Genomic DNA, 16,978 nt, shown 5'->3' with positions numbered 1-16,978 from the left:
GCTCTATCCGTGCAATCCGTGGTCAAGGTGTTCTCGATCTCACGCTGAATTGCCGCGCAATGCACGCACCTTTGCTTCGAGCATGGCTGCAGTCGCCTGCGCCGCCGGTACGGCCGGGCCGGCGACGAGTTCGATGCGCGCGCGGAAGCGGCGCGGCAGGCGCGCGCGGTTGAGCCAGGAATCCTTGCGGCTGAAGATGCTGCCCCAGAGCCCGCGCAGGGCCATCGGCACTACGGGCACGGGCTGCGTGGCGAGGATGCGTTCGATACCGGGACGGAACGGCGCGATATCGCCGTCGCGCGTGATGCCGCCTTCCGGGAAGATACAGACGAGGTTGCCCAAGGCCAGCTCCTTGTCGACTTCCGCGAACGCACGTTGCAACAGTTCGGGGTTTTCCTTTGCGCCTGCGATCGGGATCGCCTTCATCGCCTTGAACAGCGGCCGCAGCGGCGTGTTGAAGATCTTGTAGTACATGACGAAGCGTACCGGCCGGCGGATGCAGCCGAGCACGATCTGCGCATCCATGAAGCTGACATGGTTGCAGACGAGCACTGCCGGGCCCTCCTCCGGAATGTTGTCGAGGCCTTCAGTGCGGACGCGGTAGAGCAGCGAAATCAGGATCCAGTCGACGAAGCGCAGCAGGAATTCCGGTACCAGCGTGTAGATGTAGATCGCAACGGCGGCGTTGAGCAGCGCGGCGACGAGAAATAACTGGGGGATGGTGAAATGCGCCGCGTTGAGCAGCGCGAGCGACAGCGCCGTCGCCGCGACCATGAACAGCGCGTTGATGATGTTGTTGCCGGCGATGATGCGCGAAAGCTGGTCGCGCTCGGCGCGGCTCTGCACGAGCGCGAACAGCGGCACGATGTAGAAGCCGGCGAACACGCCGATCAGGGTGAGGTCGAACGCGATGTGCCAGCCGCCCGCGGAATGCAGGAATTCGAGTGGCCCCAACCCTTGCACCGGCGCCGGATGCGGACGCGCGAAATACAGGTCGACGCCGAACAGGGTGATGCCGATCGAACCGAACGGCACCAGGCCGATTTCGACCTTGTGCCCGGACAGGCGCTCGCATAGCAGCGAGCCGATGCCGGTGCCGATCGAGAACAGCGCGAGCGTGAACGTGAACACCGCGTCGTTGCCGCCGAGAAAGATCTTCGTATAGCTCGGCAGCTGCGCGGTGACGACGATACCGAAGAACCAGAACCAGGAGATGCCGAGCACCGAGTTGAATACGGTGCGATCTCGCGCGGCGAAGCGCATCACGCGCCAGGTCTCGGAAAGGATGTTCCAGTTGAAGCGCAATCCGGGCGCGGTCGGCGGTGCGGGCGGGATCGCGCGGCAGACGAGGTAGCCGGCGGCGGCGACACAGAGCACGGCGATCGAAGCGAGCAGCGGTCCGTTCGCGCCGCCCGTGGCCATCAACGCGCCGCCGACCATCATGCCGAACAGGATCGCGAGCTGGGTTGCGGTTTCAACCAGCGCATTGCCGCCAACCAGTTCGCTTTCGTCCAACGCCTGCGGCAGGATCGCGTACTTGATCGGCCCGAACAGGGTCGAATGCGCGCCCATCAGAAACAGCACGAACAGCAGCAGCCACGGGCTGCGGGTGACGAAGCCCCAGGTCGCAATCGCCATCGCGGCGATCTCGAACAGTTTGACGAAGCGGATGATGCGTGTTTTCTCGAACTTCTCCGCGAGTTGGCCGGCCGAGGCGGAGAAAAGGAAGAATGGCAGGATGAACAGTGCCGGCGCGATGTTGTTGTAGAAGGCAACCTTCTCGTCGGGCAGGCTCATGCTGAAACCGATCAGCAGGATCGTCGCGACGCGGAAGACGTTGTCGTTGAATGCGCCCAGTGCCTGGGTCAGGAAAAACGGCAGGAAGCGGCGTTCGCGCAACAGGCGGAACTGGCTGTGGTCGGACATCGCTACCTCTGCGTTATCGGCGCTGCGGCCATATTGTCTGAAAACGACGCGCACTGCGGCGCTGTGTGCCGGCGTATCGCGACGCGAGACCCCGCGTATCGTGCCTCGCGTCGTGCCGGGTCGTCGTTCACCCCGCGGCCAGAGTAGCAAACCTGAGCGCTGATAAACTACGCGGTTCGAGAACCTGGTTTCCGGACATATCCATGCGCAATTCTCTACGGCTTTCCGCCTCCCTTCTGCTCGCCCTCGCCGCGGTCGTGGCCCATGCCGACGGCGCATTGCAGCCCGTGCCGACACCCGATACCTCGAAATTGGCGGCGGACGCTGCGAAGAAGATCGCCGACGAGCGCGCGGTGATCGACAAGGCCAGGGCCGATCTGGTCGGTCCGCCGCTCGCGCAGGCCTACGCCGATCTCGGTGCGCTGTACGCGCGCAATGGTTTCGACGAAGCCGCGGCGGTTGCTTTCTACGACGCCACCCAGGTCAATCCGAACGATGGCCGCTGGTTCTACCTGCGCGGAGTGATCGCGCGCAAGCTCAAGCGCAACGAGGATGCGCGCGCGAATTTCCAGGCCGCGCTCGAGCGCGACAAGGTCTATCTGCCGATCCGCTATCGGCTTGCCGACACGCTCGTCGATCTCGGCGACACTGCCGGCGCGCGCAAGCTGCTCGAGGATGCGGCGCGCGAACACGCCGACGCGCCGGTCGCGTTCGCGATGCTCGGTCAGCTCGCGCTCAAACAGAAGCGCTACGCCGACGCGGTCGAGGCGCTCAACAAGGCGCTCAGGCTCGATCCGCAGGCGACCGGCCTGTACGCCGATCTTGCCGACGCCTACGCCGGGCAGAACAACGCCAAGGCCGCCGACGAGGCGCGGGCGAAGGCGGGCCGTGGCGCCGCGGCGCTCGATGATCCGCTTGTCGCCGGCATGCTCGCCGCGCCGCAGCAGGCCGGCGGCACGTTGGCCGAGGCGCGCAGCTTTGCCCAGCAGGGCAACATCCAAGGTGCGCGCGACACCCTCGCCGCGGTGCTGAAGGAGACGCCGGACGACGTCGAGGCACTGGCGTTCGCTGCGCGCATCGAGGCGACGCTCGGCAACCAGGCCGTCGCACAGTCCTATGTCGACCAGGCGCTCAAGGCAAAGTCCGACAGCGCTACCGCGCGCGTGGCCAGCGGCATCGTCGCCGAATTCGCCGGGAACGACGCGAAGGCGTACGACGAATACCGGCAGGCGCAGAAACTCGATCGCAAACTGCCCGATTCCTGGCTGCTGCTCGGCGATGCCGAGATGCGCCGTGCACGCTACGCGCAGGCCGCCGAACAGTATCGCGGCCTGATCGCGCTGCAGCCCGACAGCGCGACTGCGTACGCGCACCTCGTCGCCGCGCTCACGGCGCAGGGCAAATGCGACGGCGCGCTGCAGGCGATCAACGGCGTGCTCGAGCGGCGCAAGAACGATGGTGATCTGTTGCAGATCTTCGTGCGCGTCGCCAGCACCTGCGAGGCGGCGGATGCGAAGACGCGCGACGTCGCGCTCGACTACGGCCAGTTGCTGTACAAGCAGCGTCCGGATGCGGCGAATGCGGCCGCGCTCGCGCTCGCGCTGGCCGCGCACGCCAAGTTCAAGGACGCGCAGGAATACCAGGCGCAGGCGATTTTCGAGGCGACGCGTGCGCGCAACCCCGAGGCGGCGGCGATGCTCCGCTCCACGATGCAGCAATTCGTCAAGCAGCAGGTGCCGGATCGCCCGTGGCCGGCGGAGCATCCGTACTTCAAGGCGCCGGCGATGCGGGCCGCGCCAGCCGCGCCGCCGCCCGGCCCGGTGCAGAAGTAGACGCCCGCTCAGTCGCCGCGATGCAGTGCGCGGTGGCCGATATCGCTGCGATGGAACGCGCCGGCGCAGGCGATCCTAGCCATCGCGGCGTAGGCGCTGTGTTGCGCCGCGCGCAGAGCCTGCCCCGGACTCGATCCGGGCTCCGCGCCGAGTGCGCACACGGTCAGCACGCGTCCGCCCGCGGTCACGACGCGGCCGTTCTCGGTTTTCGTGCCGGCATGGAACACCTTCACCTCGGCGCCGAAGTCGGCATCGTGGCCGCTGATCGCGTCGCCCGTGCGCACCGTGCCCGGATAGCCGTGCGCGGCGAGGACGACGCCGATCGCGGGCCGTGCATCCCATCGCGTGCGTTGCGCATCCAGCTTGCCGTCCAGCGCGGCCTCGATCAGTTCGAGCAGATCGGATTGCAGACGCAGCATGATCGGCTGCGTCTCCGGATCGCCGAAGCGCACGTTGAACTCGATCACCTTCGGCGCACCTGACCCATCGATCATCAGGCCGGCGTAGAGGAAACCGGTGAACGGCGTGCCGTCGGCGGCCATGCCGGCGAGCGTCGGCGCGATCACCTCGCGCAGCACGCGCGCTTCGACTTCGGGCGTCACCACGGGCGCGGGCGAGTACGCGCCCATGCCTCCCGTGTTTGCTCCCGTGTCGCCGTCGCCGACTCGCTTGTGGTCCTGGCTCGTGGCCATCGGCAGCGCGTGCCGGCCGTCGGCGATGACGATGTAACTCGCCTCTTCGCCGTCGAGGAATTCCTCGATGACGACGCGCGCGCCGGCCGCGCCCAGCGTGTTGGCGCCGAGCATGTCCTCGAGCGCGCGCTCGGCTTCGGCCAGCGTCATCGCCACGACCACGCCCTTGCCCGCGGCGAGGCCGTCGGCCTTGATCACGATCGGCGCGCCATGCGCACGTACGTGGGCGAGCGCCGGCGCGAGTTCGGTGAACACGGCGTAGTGCGCGGTCGGGATACGGTGACGGGCGAGGAAATCCTTGGCGAAGGCTTTCGAGCCTTCGAGCTGTGCGGCCTTCGCGCTCGGACCGAAGCACTTCAATCCGGCTGCGTTGAATCGATCCACGATGCCCGCAACCAGCGGAGCCTCGGGGCCGATCACGGTTAATGCGACGTTTTCCACTCGGGCAAAATGCAGCAACGCCTCGATATCGGTCGCCGCGATCGACGCGTTGCGCACGCCCGGTTCCTGCGCCGTGCCGGCATTCCCCGGCGCGACGATCACTTCGTCGACGCGCGAGGATTGCCTGAGCTTCCACGCCAGCGCATGTTCGCGCCCGCCCGAGCCGACGACGAGCACCTTCATGGTGTCGCGTGCCGTTTCCGCGCTGGCGAAACCAGAGGCCGTGCGAGCGCTTGCCCGTCGCTGGCGATGATCGTTTGCATTATTGATCCCAGCTGGAGTTTCTGCTGCATTCGAGTTTTTTCAGTTCGGCCGGCGTCAACGAAGGTTTGCCGTCGACGAGCGGCACTGGGATGCTGCGGTGGATCGGGCGCCCTCGATCGATGCCTTGCACGCGGATCGACAGTGCATAGTATCCGTCGGTCTGTTTGGTTCGATCCACGTGGAGTTCGCAGGTCGTCGAATAGCCGAATTTTTTGCCGCATTCCGCATCGGATCGGCATTTGCTCGGGTCGTTCGACTCGAAGGCGCCGTTGTAGTCGGAAATGTGCGGATATGCGAACCAGGAGGCGAGCGTGCCGTTCTGTGCGAGATACAACTCCGACACGCCGACATTGCTGCCCATGTTGGTCGCGCCAGATTCGACGCGGAAGGCGAATCGATCCGGACCCACTTGTACCACGCTCACTTTTCCCGGCGCACCCGCCCCCCATCCGGCTGGCACCTCGCGCTTGAACAGCGCCGGTTGCGAGTTGGCGGCGTCGATCTGCCAGAGATCGACCAGTCCCGGCGTGGGCGGGCCCGCATCCTTGACGGTCGTGCATACGGCGACGAAACGAGGCGCTTTCGGCTGCGGGGTCGAATCCAGGCAGACGCGCTGCTCGGTGGCGGATGCCGGACCGGAATCGGCTTGCGGGTTCTTCCAGTCGGTTCCTTTCCATGCATGGGCCACGTTGGCCTGCGCGCCGTACTGCGATTTCAGCCAGCCGTCGAGCGCGCCGGACGACGCAGGCTGGACGGCCGCGGCCGAGATGGCGGCAAGGGCAAGGACGAGACCCATCGAATTCAGGTTGCGATTCATTGGACACTCCGTTGGTTGGCTCGGAACGTTGCTGCGGTCGCGCCAGTCGCCGGTGCGACGACTTCAATCTAAGCGGTCGAATATGGCGGATTTCTGGCGCAACGCGCTCGCCGTTCAGAAATTTTTCAGTGGCGGAAATGCCGCATGCCGGTGAACACCATCGCCAGGCCATGCTCGTCGGCGGCGGCGATCACCTCGGCATCGCGCATCGAGCCGCCGGGCTGGATCACCGCAGCGATGCCTGCCGCCGCCGCCGCGTCGATGCCGTCGCGGAACGGGAAGAACGCATCGCTGGCCATCACCGAGCCGCGCACTTCGAGCTTCTCGTCGGCGGCCTTGATGCCGGCGATCTTCGCGCTGTAGACGCGGCTCATCTGGCCGGCGCCGATGCCGATGGTCTGGCGATTCTTCGCGTAGACGATGGCGTTGGACTTGACGAATTTCGCCACCTTCCAGGCGAAGATCAGATCGTCGATCTGCTGCGGCGTGGGCGCGATTTTCGTCGCCACCTTCAAGTCCTCCGCCTTGACCATGCCGGTGTCCGCAGTCTGGATCAACAGGCCCGAGCCGACGCGCCTGGAGTTGGCGCCGGGATGCGCGGCGACCAGATCGGTGCCGGGCGGCAGCGGGATTTCGAGCACGCGCACGTTGCCCTTCTTCGCGAACGCCTTGAGTGCGTCCTCGCTGTACGCAGGCGCCAGCACCACTTCGACAAACTGGCGCGACACGATGGCCTGCGCGGTGGCGCCGTCCACCTCGCGGTTGAACGCGATGATGCCGCCGAACGCGGAAGTCGGGTCGGTCTGCCAGGCGAGGTCATAGGCCTTGCCGATGCCGTCGAGGCTCACCGCCACGCCGCAGGGGTTGGCGTGCTTGACGATCACGCAGGCCGGCTTGACGAAGCTGCGCACGCATTCCCACGCGGCGTCGGCATCGGCAATGTTGTTGAACGAAAGTTCCTTGCCTTGCAGTTGCTGGAACGTGGCCAGCGTGCCCGCTGTTGGATGCAGGTCGCGGTAGAAAGCGGCGCTCTGGTGCGGGTTCTCGCCGTAGCGCAGATCCATCAGCTTGACGAAGCGGCCGTTGGCCTGCGCGGGGAAAGCCTCGTGGCCGACGATGTGCTCATGCGCTTCGTCGAGTTTCAGAGCGGAGAGGTAGTCGCTGATCGCGCCGTCGTAGTTGGCCACGTTGTTGAACGCAGCGACGGCCAGCCGGAAGCGGGTGGCACGCGAAAGGCCGCCATGCTGTTCGATTTCGGCGAGCGCCGCCGCGTACTGATCCGGCGAGGTGAGCACGCCCACGTCGTTCCAGTTCTTCGCCGCCGAGCGCAGCATCGCCGGGCCGCCGATGTCGATGTTCTCGATCGCGTCGTCGAGCGTGCAGTCAGGCCTGGCGACGGTAGCCTCGAACGGATAGAGGTTCAGCACGAGCAGGTCGACAGTCTGGATGCCGAGTTCGGCCATCACCGCATCGTCGGTGCCGCGCCGGCCGAGCAGGCCGCCATGCACCTTCGGATGCAGGGTTTTCACGCGGCCGTCCATGATCTCGGGAAAGCCGGTTACGTCGCTGACGTCCTTCACCGCAATGCCGGCCTCGCGCAGCGCCTTGGCCGTGCCGCCGGTGGACAGCAGTTCGACGTTGCGCGCCGCGAGCGCGCGCGCGAGTTCGATCAGGCCAGTCTTGTCGGAGACGCTGAGCAGCGCGCGCCGGACCGGTACGGGGGAGTCGGACATGGGAGTTTCCGCAGCTTTGTTTGGGAAATGCGGCCACGCATGGCCGCGGTTCGAATGTCGCGATCGGTCGCGACCGCAAAAATTTCAAGCGGAAATTATAGCCGTCTGTTCGAACGGTTGCCGGCGGCGGGGGACTACAACCCGTGCGCGGCCAGCTTCTTGCGCAACGTCGCGCGGTTGATCCCGAGCGCCGCGGCCGCCTTGCTCTGGTTGCCGCCGGCCCAATTTATCACCTCGCGCAACAGCGGCGACTCGACTTCATCGAGCACGATCCCGTACAAGCCGCAGGCTTCGCCGTCCATGTCGTGCAGGTAGCGGCGCACCGCGCGCGCGACGCATTCGCGCAGTGCCGGCTGCAGCGCGGACTCGGTCGCCTCGCTCAGGCGCAGGTTGGGTGCGGCGTTCATCGTGCGGGTACCTAAGTTTGCTCTTGGTTCTTCCCTGATACGGCAATCCCGGATCGGCTTCGTGGGCGAAGCCGAAGAATTCGCAACGCGGGTCGGGTAGTCTATCGCCGCAGCGCCTGCGAGTTAAGTATTTTTTTGATCCGCACCAGATCTCGGCGGTGGTCGGTCGTGGCCCCGCATCCATCCGCAAGAGTGGCCGCACAGGAACCTGCGCCCGACTTCCGCATCCGGGAATGGACGGGGCGGACTCAGAGGAACTTGAATTCGTAGGCCACCGCGTTCTTGCCCGGGTCGGCAACCTCGAACACGAGCGCGGTCGAGCCGTGCGCGGCGAGGCCCGAGCTCAGCGTACGGGCGTCGCCGAGGTATTCGGCAGGCTTGAAGCGACGCATCGCGATGCGCTGCTCGTCGAGGTCGGTCAGGGTGATCTCGACGGTCGGAAATGCCTGGGCCACGTCCGCGTCATTGCGCAGCGTCGCCGAGATGATCAGCGCACTCGGCACCGACGGGTGCGGGCGTACGTCGCGCGAAAGCAGGACCAGGGCTTCCGCATCGTGGGCGAGCGGCAACGTGCAACGCAGAAACCTGCAGCCGCGTTCGAGCCAGGCACGCGAGGTCGGGTTCTGCAGCAACTCGCGACGTTCGGCCCAGGCGAGCTGGATGAGCAGCAGCGGCAGGAGCAAGGCGATGCCACCTTTCCAGAGCCAGCCCGAGGAAGCGTGCTTCGCCCGATGCGCGCGCGCGAACTCAGGCGGCGGTGCGGCATGGACAGGCGGGCGGGTGGTGGTTTCCGCAGCCGCCATGGGCCGCATGATCGGCAGCGTCAACTCGGGGATTGCCGTGCCGGATTCGTGCTCGACAAGACGTTGGGCTCCGACCGGCAGGTCGCCGGTCAGCGTGCGCAGGGCGTCGAACACGGCCGTGCAGTGTTTGCACACGACGCTGCCGCGCGCCTGGGCCAGGGCTTCGGGCACGACCATGTAGATCGTCAGACACTCGGGACACTGGGTGTACATGATGTGATGGCGCGACGTGGGGCGGAAACGCAGGCCGAGGGGTGGGACGCTTTGCCGCAGTCAGTCCGCAGCCTTCTTCCTGCCGGTGATGCGTGTCCAATCTTCGCGCGTTGCGACAGCCAGATCTTCGAACCACTGCGCATAACGCGCAAGCAGTTCGGCCTCCTGCCCGCGAAGGATACCGGACAGGGCGAGCGACCCGCGCGGCTTGACGCACGCCGCGAGCTGCGCGGCGAGGTCGGCGAGCGGGCCGGCGAGGATGTTCGCGATCAGGATGTCGGCGCGTTGCGGCGGGAAATCCTGCGGCAGATGCAGATCCAGCCGTGCCGCGACCTCGTTGCGTTCGGCGTTGCTGCGGCTTGCCTCGATCGCCTGTTCGTCGTTGTCGACGCCGATCGCGCGCGCGGCGCCGAGCTTGAGCGCGGCGACGGCGAGCACGCCCGAGCCGCAGCCGAAGTCGATCACGGTCTTGCCGCTTACATCGGTCGCGTCGAGCCATTCCAGGCACAGCGCCGTGGTCGGATGCGTGCCGGTGCCGAAGGCGAGGCCGGGGTCGAGATGGACGATGACCTTGCCGGCGTCATCCGCACCCGGCGCGACCGTGCTCGGATAAATCCAGAGCCGCTCGCCGAAACGCATCGGCTGGTAAGTGTCCATCCAGGCGCGCGTCCAGTCCTGGTCGGGCACATCGCGGAACGCGATGCGGTCCGGCGCAAGTTCGGGCACGAGTTCGTGCAGTGCATGCACCAGCCCGCTGCGGTCGGCATCGTTCGCGAACAGCGCATTGAGCACGATCTCGTTCCACAGCGGCAGTTCGCCGACGCCGGGCTCGAAGATCGCGCGTTCGTCGGGCGTGTCCGCATCGGCATCGCGCAGCGTGATCGACAGGGCGCCGAGATCCTCGAGCGCGAGTTCGACGCGCTCCTGCTGCTTCGCGTGCAGGGTCAGGGAGAGTTCGAGCCAGGCCATGGATTCGTTCATGCCGGCAAAGCCGGCATTCCATTCATCTTTGCATTATTAGAAGAAGCCGGATTACAAACTGCATCTGCAGTTTGCCCTTCAGGCCATTCGCGGCACGAATTTTCGCTTCGGCATCCTGCCTACGCAGTCCGGCCTTTGCCGGAATGACGAGCACAAAGCATTTCAACCGCGTCCGATGCCCTTCTCGCGCTGCTCCGCAATCCGCTTTTCGAGATAGTGGATGTTCTGCCCGCCGGTCTGGAAGCCGCCGTCGGCCAGAATGCGCTGCTGCAGCGGGATGTTGGTCTTCACGCCGTCGATGACCAATTCGCCGAGCGCGATGCGCATGCGCGCGATCGCGGTTTCGCGGTCGCGGCCGTGCACGATCAGCTTGCCGATCATCGAATCGTAGTTCGGCGGAATCTTGTAGCCGTCGTAGATGTGCGTGTCCATGCGCACGCCGGGGCCGCCGGCGGCGAGGAAGCGCTTGACCATGCCCGGCGAGGGCATGAACGTGTCCGGGTCCTCGGCATTGATGCGGCACTCGATCGCATGGCCGGTGATCTTGACGTCGCTCTGCTTGATCGACAGCTTTTCGCCGCCGGCGATCAGTAACTGCTCGCGCACGAGGTCGACGCCGGTAATCATCTCGGTGACCGGATGCTCGACCTGGATGCGCGTGTTCATCTCGATGAAGTAGAAGCGGCCGTTTTCGTAGAGGAACTCGAACGTGCCCGCACCGCGGTAGCCGATGCGGATGCAGGCTTCGACACAGACGCGGCCGATTTCCTCGCGTTGCGCGTCGGTGATGCCGGGCGCGGGCGCTTCCTCGACGACTTTCTGGTGGCGGCGCTGCATCGAACAGTCGCGTTCGCCGAGATGGATCGCGTTGCCCTGGCCGTCGGCGAGCACCTGGATTTCCACGTGGCGCGGATTCTCCAGGAACTTCTCCATGTAGACCTGATCGTTGTTGAACGCGGCCTTGGCCTCGGACTTCGTCGTCAGGATCGCATTGTGGAGGTGCGCCTCGGTGTGCACCACGCGCATGCCGCGGCCGCCGCCGCCGCCGGCGGCCTTGATGATGACCGGATAGCCGATCTCGCGCGCAATCTTCGCGTTCGTCGCCGCGTCGTCGCCGAGCGGTCCGCCCGAACCGGGCACGCAGGGCACGCCTGCGGCCTTCATCGCCTTGATCGCCTCGACCTTGTCACCCATCATGCGGATCACTTCGGCGGTCGGGCCGATGAAGATGAAGCCGGATTGTTCGACGCGCTCGGCGAAGTCGGCATTCTCCGAGAGAAATCCGTAGCCCGGATGGATCGCCTGCGCGTCAGTCACCTCGGCGGCGGCAATGATCGCCGGCGTCGACAGGTAACTTTCCGCCGCGGGCGCCGGGCCGATGCACACCGACTCGTCGGCCATGCCGACGTGTTTCAGATTGCGGTCGACGGTGGAGTGCACCGCCACCGTCTTGATGCCGAGCGTGGCGCAGGCGCGCAGGATGCGCAGCGCGATTTCGCCGCGGTTGGCGATGACGACTTTGTCTAGCATGTGATGAGTCCGGGAGATTTATCGGGCATCGGGTCCCGGCTTTCTTTCAGCCAATGACAAACAACGGCTCGTCGAACTCGACCGGCTGGCCGCTAGTGGCGAGGACCGCAAGCACGGTGCCCGCGGCATCGGCCTCGATCTGGTTGAACATCTTCATCGCCTCGATGATGCCGAGCGTGTCGCCGACCTTGACCGCCTGACCGACCTTGACGAAGACCGGTGCCCCGGGGTTGGGCGAGGCATAGAACGTGCCGACCATCGGCGAGCGCAGCACATGGCCCGGCGGCAGCTCCTTGCCGCCCGTGGCGGGTGCCGGGGCTGACGCGCTCGCGGCGGGGTCGGGGGCGGGCGCTGCAGCCGGAACCTGGACATGCGTCGCCGGCGCTACCGGCGCAATCGCTGCGCCCTTCGGCACGCGCGACAGGCGCACCGATTCCTCGCCTTCCTTGATTTCGAGTTCGGCGAGGTTGGATTCCTCGAGGATATCGATCAGTTTTTTTATTTTGCGTAGGTCCACTGATACACCTGCTTTTATTTCCGGTTATCTTTGGTTCTTGATTCTTGCTTGCGCGATCTTTCAGCCTGCAGCTTGATCCAGTTTCTGCACCGCCGCCGCCAACGCGAGACCATAGCCGATCGGCCCCAGCCCGCAAATCACGCCAACGGCAAGATCGGATAGGTAACTGTGCCGGCGAAATGCCTCGCGCGCATGCACGTTCGACAGATGCACCTCGATGAACGGGATCGCCACCGCCGCGAACGCATCGCGCAGGGCGATGCTGGTGTGAGTGAACGCGCCCGGATTGATCAGGATGAACGCCGTGCCGTCGATGCGCGCATGCTGCACGCGCCCGACCAGTTCGTGTTCGGCGTTCGACTGCAGGCATTCCAGCGCATGCCCGGCCGCCTTGGCGCGGGCGGCCAGGTCGGCGTTGATCTCGTCCAGCGTGGCACGGCCGTAGATTTCCGGCTCGCGCGTGCCGAGCAGGTTCAGGTTGGGGCCGTGCAGGACGAGGATTTTCGCCACGAAGTGGGTATCCAACAGGCCGGCGGCCCGTTCAAGGCGCCGAAGTCTGCGCCGTCGATGGCGACTTGTCCAGTGCGATACGCTCAAAATCGGCGAAGATGGCCGATGTTGAACGATTGTTTGAATCCGTGCCGGCGTCGCGGGCCGCGCATGCGGCCGGTTGTGTCGGCTACAGATGCGGCCGCAGCCAGTCGGTGAGGCTGTCCGTGCTGAAGTAGCCGGCTCGCTGTGCGAGCAGCCTGCCGTCGCGGCCGATCAGCACGCTGTAGGGCAACACATTGCGGGTGTCGCCGTAGCGCAGCGGCACGTCGTCGTCGTCGCCGGAGAGCAGGACCGGGTAGCGTACCGGGTAGTCCTTGAGGTAATCGCGCACCGCATCGGCGTCGTCGACTGCAATGCCGACCACGAGCAGGCCCTTGTCGGCGAACTTCTCGTGGGTCGAGTCGAGCAATGGCATCTCCTCGCGGCATGGGCCGCACCAGGTCGCCCAGAAGTTGAGCAGCACGAGCTTGCCGTCGAACTCGGACAGGCGCCGCGATCTGCCGTCGAGGTCGGCCAGTTCGAAGTCGCTGCGCGCGTCGCCGACCTTGAGCACGGTCACGCCCGGCGGCAGCGGCCGTTCGGCATAGCTGTTCATGCGCGTTGACACGAACAGGCCGAGCGCGGCGCCGAGGATCGCCACGGTGACGATCAGCAAAGGAGTACGTTGCCACATGCCGCGGATTCTAAGCGATCTGCGTTGCCTCTGCCGCGCGGCGGGCGCGGATCAACGCGCGCAATCGAACGGCAGGAAAGGGTGCAGCCCCGGCAGTGCAGCGACGAGCATCGGGCCGGCCAGGGTCAGGATCGCACTCATGGTCAGCGCGAACGCGGCTATACGGCGACCGAGCGGGCGTGTAGTCCAGCCGGCGAAGCGCTGCGCGCCGAACGCGGCGGCGAGCAAGGCCGGGGCCGTGCCGACGCCGAACGCCGCCATCGTCGCCGCGCCGCGCCCGGCGTCGAGTTGCAGTGTGGCGATCAGCAGCACCGTGTAGACGAAGCCGCACGGCATCCAGCCCCAGATCATGCCAAAGGCCAGCGCGCGCGGCAGCGTCGCGACCGGGAGCAGGCGGCGGCCCAGCGGCGCGAGCTTCGGCCAGACGCGGCGGCCGATGAAATGACCGGGATCGCGCAGGCGCCCACTGGCGACGAGTGCGGCGAGCAGGAAGGCGGCCGCGGCCAGCGCACGCAAGGTGAAGCGCACCGCCGCATGGTCGAGCGCGGCGATGGCGGTGCCGAATGCGCCGGCGAACAGCGCGCCGGCCAGCGTGTACGAGGCGATGCGGCCGAGTTGATAGGCGACGAGCAGCCCTGCGCGCTGGCGACCGCGCGTGTCCTTCGCCGTAGCCACGCCGAGCGCGGCCGAAATGCCGCCGCACATCAACACGCAGTGGCCGCTCGCGGCGAGGCCGAGCAGCAATGCGGCACCGAGCGTGAGCGGATCGCCCATCAGCTGTCGTCCTTGTTTTCGCGCGAATCGTCCGGGTCGGCGTCGGCGAGCGGCAGCAGGCGCGGCGTTTCCATGTCGTCGAACTGGTCGTGATCCACCGCCCAGAAGAACGCGATGCCGGCGCCGACGAGGAACAGCAGCGACAACGGAATCAGCAGCGCGAGGATGCTCATGCCGCGCCTCGCGAAGCGAACGCGTTGCCGGCGGCGACGACCGGCGCGGCGCGGCGGCGGTCGATACGCAGTGCGTTGAGCACGACGACGAGCGAACTCGCCGACATGCCCGCCGCGGCCAGCCAGCCTGGCACGAAGCCGAGCGCCGCGAGCGGCACGGCGGCGAGGTTGTAGACGAATGCCCAGCGCTGATTCTGATGCATCACCTGCAGCGTTTCGCAGGCGACGCGACGCGCCTCGGCGAGTGCGTCGAGGCGCTCGCCGGCGAGGACGATGTCGCTGCTGGCCTGGGCGAGCTCGGCGCCGCCCGCGATTGCCACGGCGACGTCGGCCGCGGCGAGTACGGGCGCATCGTTGATGCCATCGCCGACCGCGATGACGCGCGCGCCGTCCGCGCGCAGCGCCTGCAGACGGGCGAGCTTGTCGGCTGGCAGTTGCCGCGCCTTCCAGTCGGCGATGTCGAGCCGGGCCGCGATCGCGCGCACCTTTTCCGGCGCGTCGCCGCTGAGGATTTCGAGCTGCAGTCCCTGCGCGCGCAGCGCGGCGACCGCTTCGCGCGCACCCGCGCGCAGGCGCTCGCCGATGCGCAAGCGCGCGAGCGCGCCGTCGTCGTCGGCAAGCACGATCGCGTCGTCGTCGCCGGCCGAAGCGAGCGCGAACGCGGCGCGACCCAGACGATAGCGGCGCCCGTCGATTTCGCCGGCGAGGCCGCCGCCGGCCGTGGCGACGACGTGGGTGGCGTTGAGCTGCGTGGCGGTGCTCGCCGCCGCGATCGCGACCGCGACGGGGTGGCGGCTCTGCCGTGCGAGCGCGGCGGCGATCGCCAGTGCCTCCGCGGCATCGAGGCGTGTGGTCGCCTCGACGTCGGCGAGCGCGAGCTGCGGTTCGGTCAGCGTGCCGGTCTTGTCGAATACGACGTGGGTGGCCGCGGCCAGGGTTTCGATCGCGTCGGCATGCACGATGAGCACCGCGCGGCGCGCGAGCGCACCCAGTGCGCGCGTGATCGCAGCCGGCACGGCGAGCGCGAACGCGCACGGGCAGGACACGACGAGCACCGCGATGGTGGCGTCGAACGCGCGCGCCGGGTCGAGCCAGGTCCAGACCAGCGCGCACAGCGCGGCGAGTGCGAGCACGCGCACCACGAAATGGGCGGCGGCGCGCTCACCCGCGCGCGCCAGGCGCGGGCGTTCGGCCTGCGCCTGTGCGATGAGGCGCTGGATCGCCGCCAGCGTCGTCGCCATGCCGACGCGACGCGCACGGATGCGCGCCGGGCCTTCGGCGAGCACGCTACCGGCGATCAGCATGTCGCCGCGCTGCTTGCGCAGCGGCTGCGATTCGCCGCTGAGCAGCGCCTCGTCGACGCGGCAGGACGCACTCTCGAGCTCGCCGTCCACCGGCACGATGCCGCCTTCGGCGACGTGCACGAGGTCGCCGACCGCGAGCTCGGCGACGGCCACGCGTTCGATCGTGCCGTCGCCGGCGCGCACGCGCTCGGCCTGGGCCGGCGCGAGGCGGGCGAGCGAGTCGGTAAGATCGCCGGCGCGGTGGCGCGCGCGCATCTCGAGGTAACGTCCGGCGAGCAGAAAGAACACGAACATCGACACCGAGTCGAAGTAAATTTCGCCGCGGCCGCGCAGTGCGGCGAACACGCTTGCCGCATAGATTGCCGCGAGCGCAAGCGCGACCGGCACGTCCATGCCGAGCGTGCGTGCGCGCAACGCGCGCCAGGCGCCGGCGAAGAACGGTCGCGCCGAGTACAGCACGACCGGGGTAGCGACGAGCAGGCCGAGCCAGCGCATGCCGGTGCGCGTCGCCGTGTCCATGCGTTCGACTGCGCCGAAGTAGAGCGCGCTTGCGTACATCATCGCCTGCATCGCGCCGAAGCCGGCGACGAGCAGACGCTTCATCGCCTCGCGCGCCTCACGCCGGCGCGCGTCGTCGAGCGCCGGTGCGGACAGCGGCAGTGCCGTGTAGCCGGCGCGCGCGAGCGCGGCGAGCGCGTCGGCGAGCGAGGTTTCGTGTTCGCGCCAGACGATGCGCGCGCGCCGCGAGACGGCGTTGACCTGCACGCTGTCGATGCCGCGCTCCGCGCCTAGGGCGCGTTCGATCAGCCAGACGCAGGCGGCGCAGCGCACGCCTTCGATCGCGATCAGCGCTTCGCTGCGGCCGTCACCGAGCGGGCGCGCGACTTCACGCAGCAACTCCGGGCGACGCCATGCCGACTCGGTGTCGCCGGGTGCGCGCGGTGCCGGTTGGCTGCGCAGGCGATAGTAGTCACCGAGGCCGAGCTGTTCGATCCACTGTGCCGCTGCGGCGCAGCCACCGCAGCAGAATGCGCGCGATGCGCCGCCGGCCTGTGCCTCGATGCGCGTGTCCGGCGCGATCGGCGAGGCGCAATGCCAGCAACGGTCCGCTCGCGCGTTCATTGCCCTTGCTCCGGCGTGGAAGGGTGTGCCACCGGCACTTTGAGCACGGTTTTGCCGGTGTCGGGCAAGGGCGGATCGGCATAGCGCGCGCCGGCCACGATCAGCACGGCGCAGCCGATCAGCGAGGCGGCGAAGACGGCGACGCCGAGCCACAGCACCGGCTGGTGGTACCAGGCCGCTGCCTTGTTTCCTGCGAGGGTCATCGATGCACGTCTGGCGCGACG

The 16,978-nt window shown here is 67.4% G+C and carries 16 protein-coding genes; 1 reads left to right on the top strand and 15 read right to left on the bottom strand.

What is annotated here, in order from left to right:
• Window positions 1-39: 39 nt before the first annotated feature.
• Window positions 40-1,926, bottom strand: a complete 1,887-nt coding sequence (locus AC16HO_RS14920; RefSeq protein ID WP_395641496.1) for an MFS transporter — start codon at window positions 1,924-1,926, stop codon at window positions 40-42.
• 203 nt (window positions 1,927-2,129) lie between these two features.
• On the opposite strand from AC16HO_RS14920, the gene AC16HO_RS14915 reads away from it, so the two are divergent.
• Window positions 2,130-3,758: a tetratricopeptide repeat protein gene (locus AC16HO_RS14915; protein WP_395641497.1), complete on the top strand. Its 1,629-nt coding sequence runs from the start codon at window positions 2,130-2,132 to the stop codon at window positions 3,756-3,758.
• Between the two features lie 8 nt (window positions 3,759-3,766).
• Here AC16HO_RS14915 and purD read toward each other — a convergent pair whose 3' ends face one another.
• From purD to AC16HO_RS14845, 14 genes are all read right to left on the bottom strand, one after another.
• Window positions 3,767-5,074, bottom strand: a complete 1,308-nt coding sequence (gene purD / locus AC16HO_RS14910) for a phosphoribosylamine--glycine ligase (RefSeq protein ID WP_395641498.1) — start codon at window positions 5,072-5,074, stop codon at window positions 3,767-3,769.
• Between the two features lie 79 nt (window positions 5,075-5,153).
• Window positions 5,154-5,972 carry a hypothetical protein gene (locus AC16HO_RS14905; protein WP_395641499.1) on the bottom strand — a complete coding sequence of 273 codons (819 nt, stop codon included), beginning with the start codon at window positions 5,970-5,972 and terminating at the stop codon, window positions 5,154-5,156.
• Between the two features lie 125 nt (window positions 5,973-6,097).
• Window positions 6,098-7,705, bottom strand: coding sequence for a bifunctional phosphoribosylaminoimidazolecarboxamide formyltransferase/IMP cyclohydrolase (purH, locus tag AC16HO_RS14900; RefSeq protein ID WP_395641500.1), 1,608 nt, complete (start codon window positions 7,703-7,705; stop codon window positions 6,098-6,100).
• Between the two features lie 134 nt (window positions 7,706-7,839).
• Window positions 7,840-8,112 carry a helix-turn-helix domain-containing protein gene (locus AC16HO_RS14895; RefSeq protein WP_395641501.1) on the bottom strand — a complete coding sequence of 91 codons (273 nt, stop codon included), beginning with the start codon at window positions 8,110-8,112 and terminating at the stop codon, window positions 7,840-7,842.
• 248 nt (window positions 8,113-8,360) lie between these two features.
• Window positions 8,361-9,128, bottom strand: coding sequence for a zinc-ribbon and DUF3426 domain-containing protein (locus AC16HO_RS14890; protein WP_395641502.1), 768 nt, complete (start codon window positions 9,126-9,128; stop codon window positions 8,361-8,363).
• Between the two features lie 60 nt (window positions 9,129-9,188).
• Complete coding sequence (gene prmA, locus AC16HO_RS14885; protein ID WP_395641673.1) at window positions 9,189-10,097, bottom strand: 50S ribosomal protein L11 methyltransferase; 909 nt, start codon at window positions 10,095-10,097, stop codon at window positions 9,189-9,191.
• A gap of 174 nt (window positions 10,098-10,271) precedes the next feature.
• Window positions 10,272-11,639 (bottom strand): acetyl-CoA carboxylase biotin carboxylase subunit, encoded by a 1,368-nt coding sequence (gene accC, locus AC16HO_RS14880; RefSeq protein ID WP_395641503.1) that lies wholly within the window; start codon window positions 11,637-11,639, stop codon window positions 10,272-10,274.
• A 46-nt stretch (window positions 11,640-11,685) separates the two neighbouring features.
• On the bottom strand, window positions 11,686-12,156 hold the full coding sequence (gene accB, locus AC16HO_RS14875) for an acetyl-CoA carboxylase biotin carboxyl carrier protein (protein ID WP_395641504.1): 471 nt from the start codon (window positions 12,154-12,156) through the stop codon (window positions 11,686-11,688).
• A 60-nt stretch (window positions 12,157-12,216) separates the two neighbouring features.
• Entirely contained in the window at window positions 12,217-12,666 is a 450-nt protein-coding gene (gene aroQ, locus AC16HO_RS14870; protein ID WP_395641505.1) for a type II 3-dehydroquinate dehydratase, read from the bottom strand.
• Between the two features lie 169 nt (window positions 12,667-12,835).
• A complete protein-coding gene (locus tag AC16HO_RS14865) occupies window positions 12,836-13,381 on the bottom strand; it encodes a TlpA family protein disulfide reductase (protein WP_395641506.1) in 546 nt (181 codons plus the stop codon).
• A 51-nt stretch (window positions 13,382-13,432) separates the two neighbouring features.
• Window positions 13,433-14,155, bottom strand: a complete 723-nt coding sequence (locus tag AC16HO_RS14860) for a sulfite exporter TauE/SafE family protein (RefSeq protein WP_395641507.1) — start codon at window positions 14,153-14,155, stop codon at window positions 13,433-13,435.
• A complete protein-coding gene (gene ccoS, locus AC16HO_RS14855) occupies window positions 14,155-14,328 on the bottom strand; it encodes a cbb3-type cytochrome oxidase assembly protein CcoS (protein ID WP_395641508.1) in 174 nt (57 codons plus the stop codon). The genes AC16HO_RS14860 and ccoS overlap by 1 nt, the downstream gene beginning before the upstream one ends.
• Window positions 14,325-16,754 carry a heavy metal translocating P-type ATPase gene (locus tag AC16HO_RS14850; RefSeq protein ID WP_395641509.1) on the bottom strand — a complete coding sequence of 810 codons (2,430 nt, stop codon included), beginning with the start codon at window positions 16,752-16,754 and terminating at the stop codon, window positions 14,325-14,327. The genes ccoS and AC16HO_RS14850 overlap by 4 nt, the downstream gene beginning before the upstream one ends.
• Window positions 16,751-16,957 (bottom strand): hypothetical protein, encoded by a 207-nt coding sequence (locus AC16HO_RS14845; protein WP_395641510.1) that lies wholly within the window; start codon window positions 16,955-16,957, stop codon window positions 16,751-16,753. The genes AC16HO_RS14850 and AC16HO_RS14845 overlap by 4 nt, the downstream gene beginning before the upstream one ends.
• Between the last annotated feature and the right edge of the window lie 21 nt (window positions 16,958-16,978).

The sequence above is a fragment of the Rudaea sp. genome (genome assembly GCF_057139185.1).
Note: the sequence above shows the minus strand (reverse complement) of the source record. Positions and strands in the feature narration are given on the sequence as shown.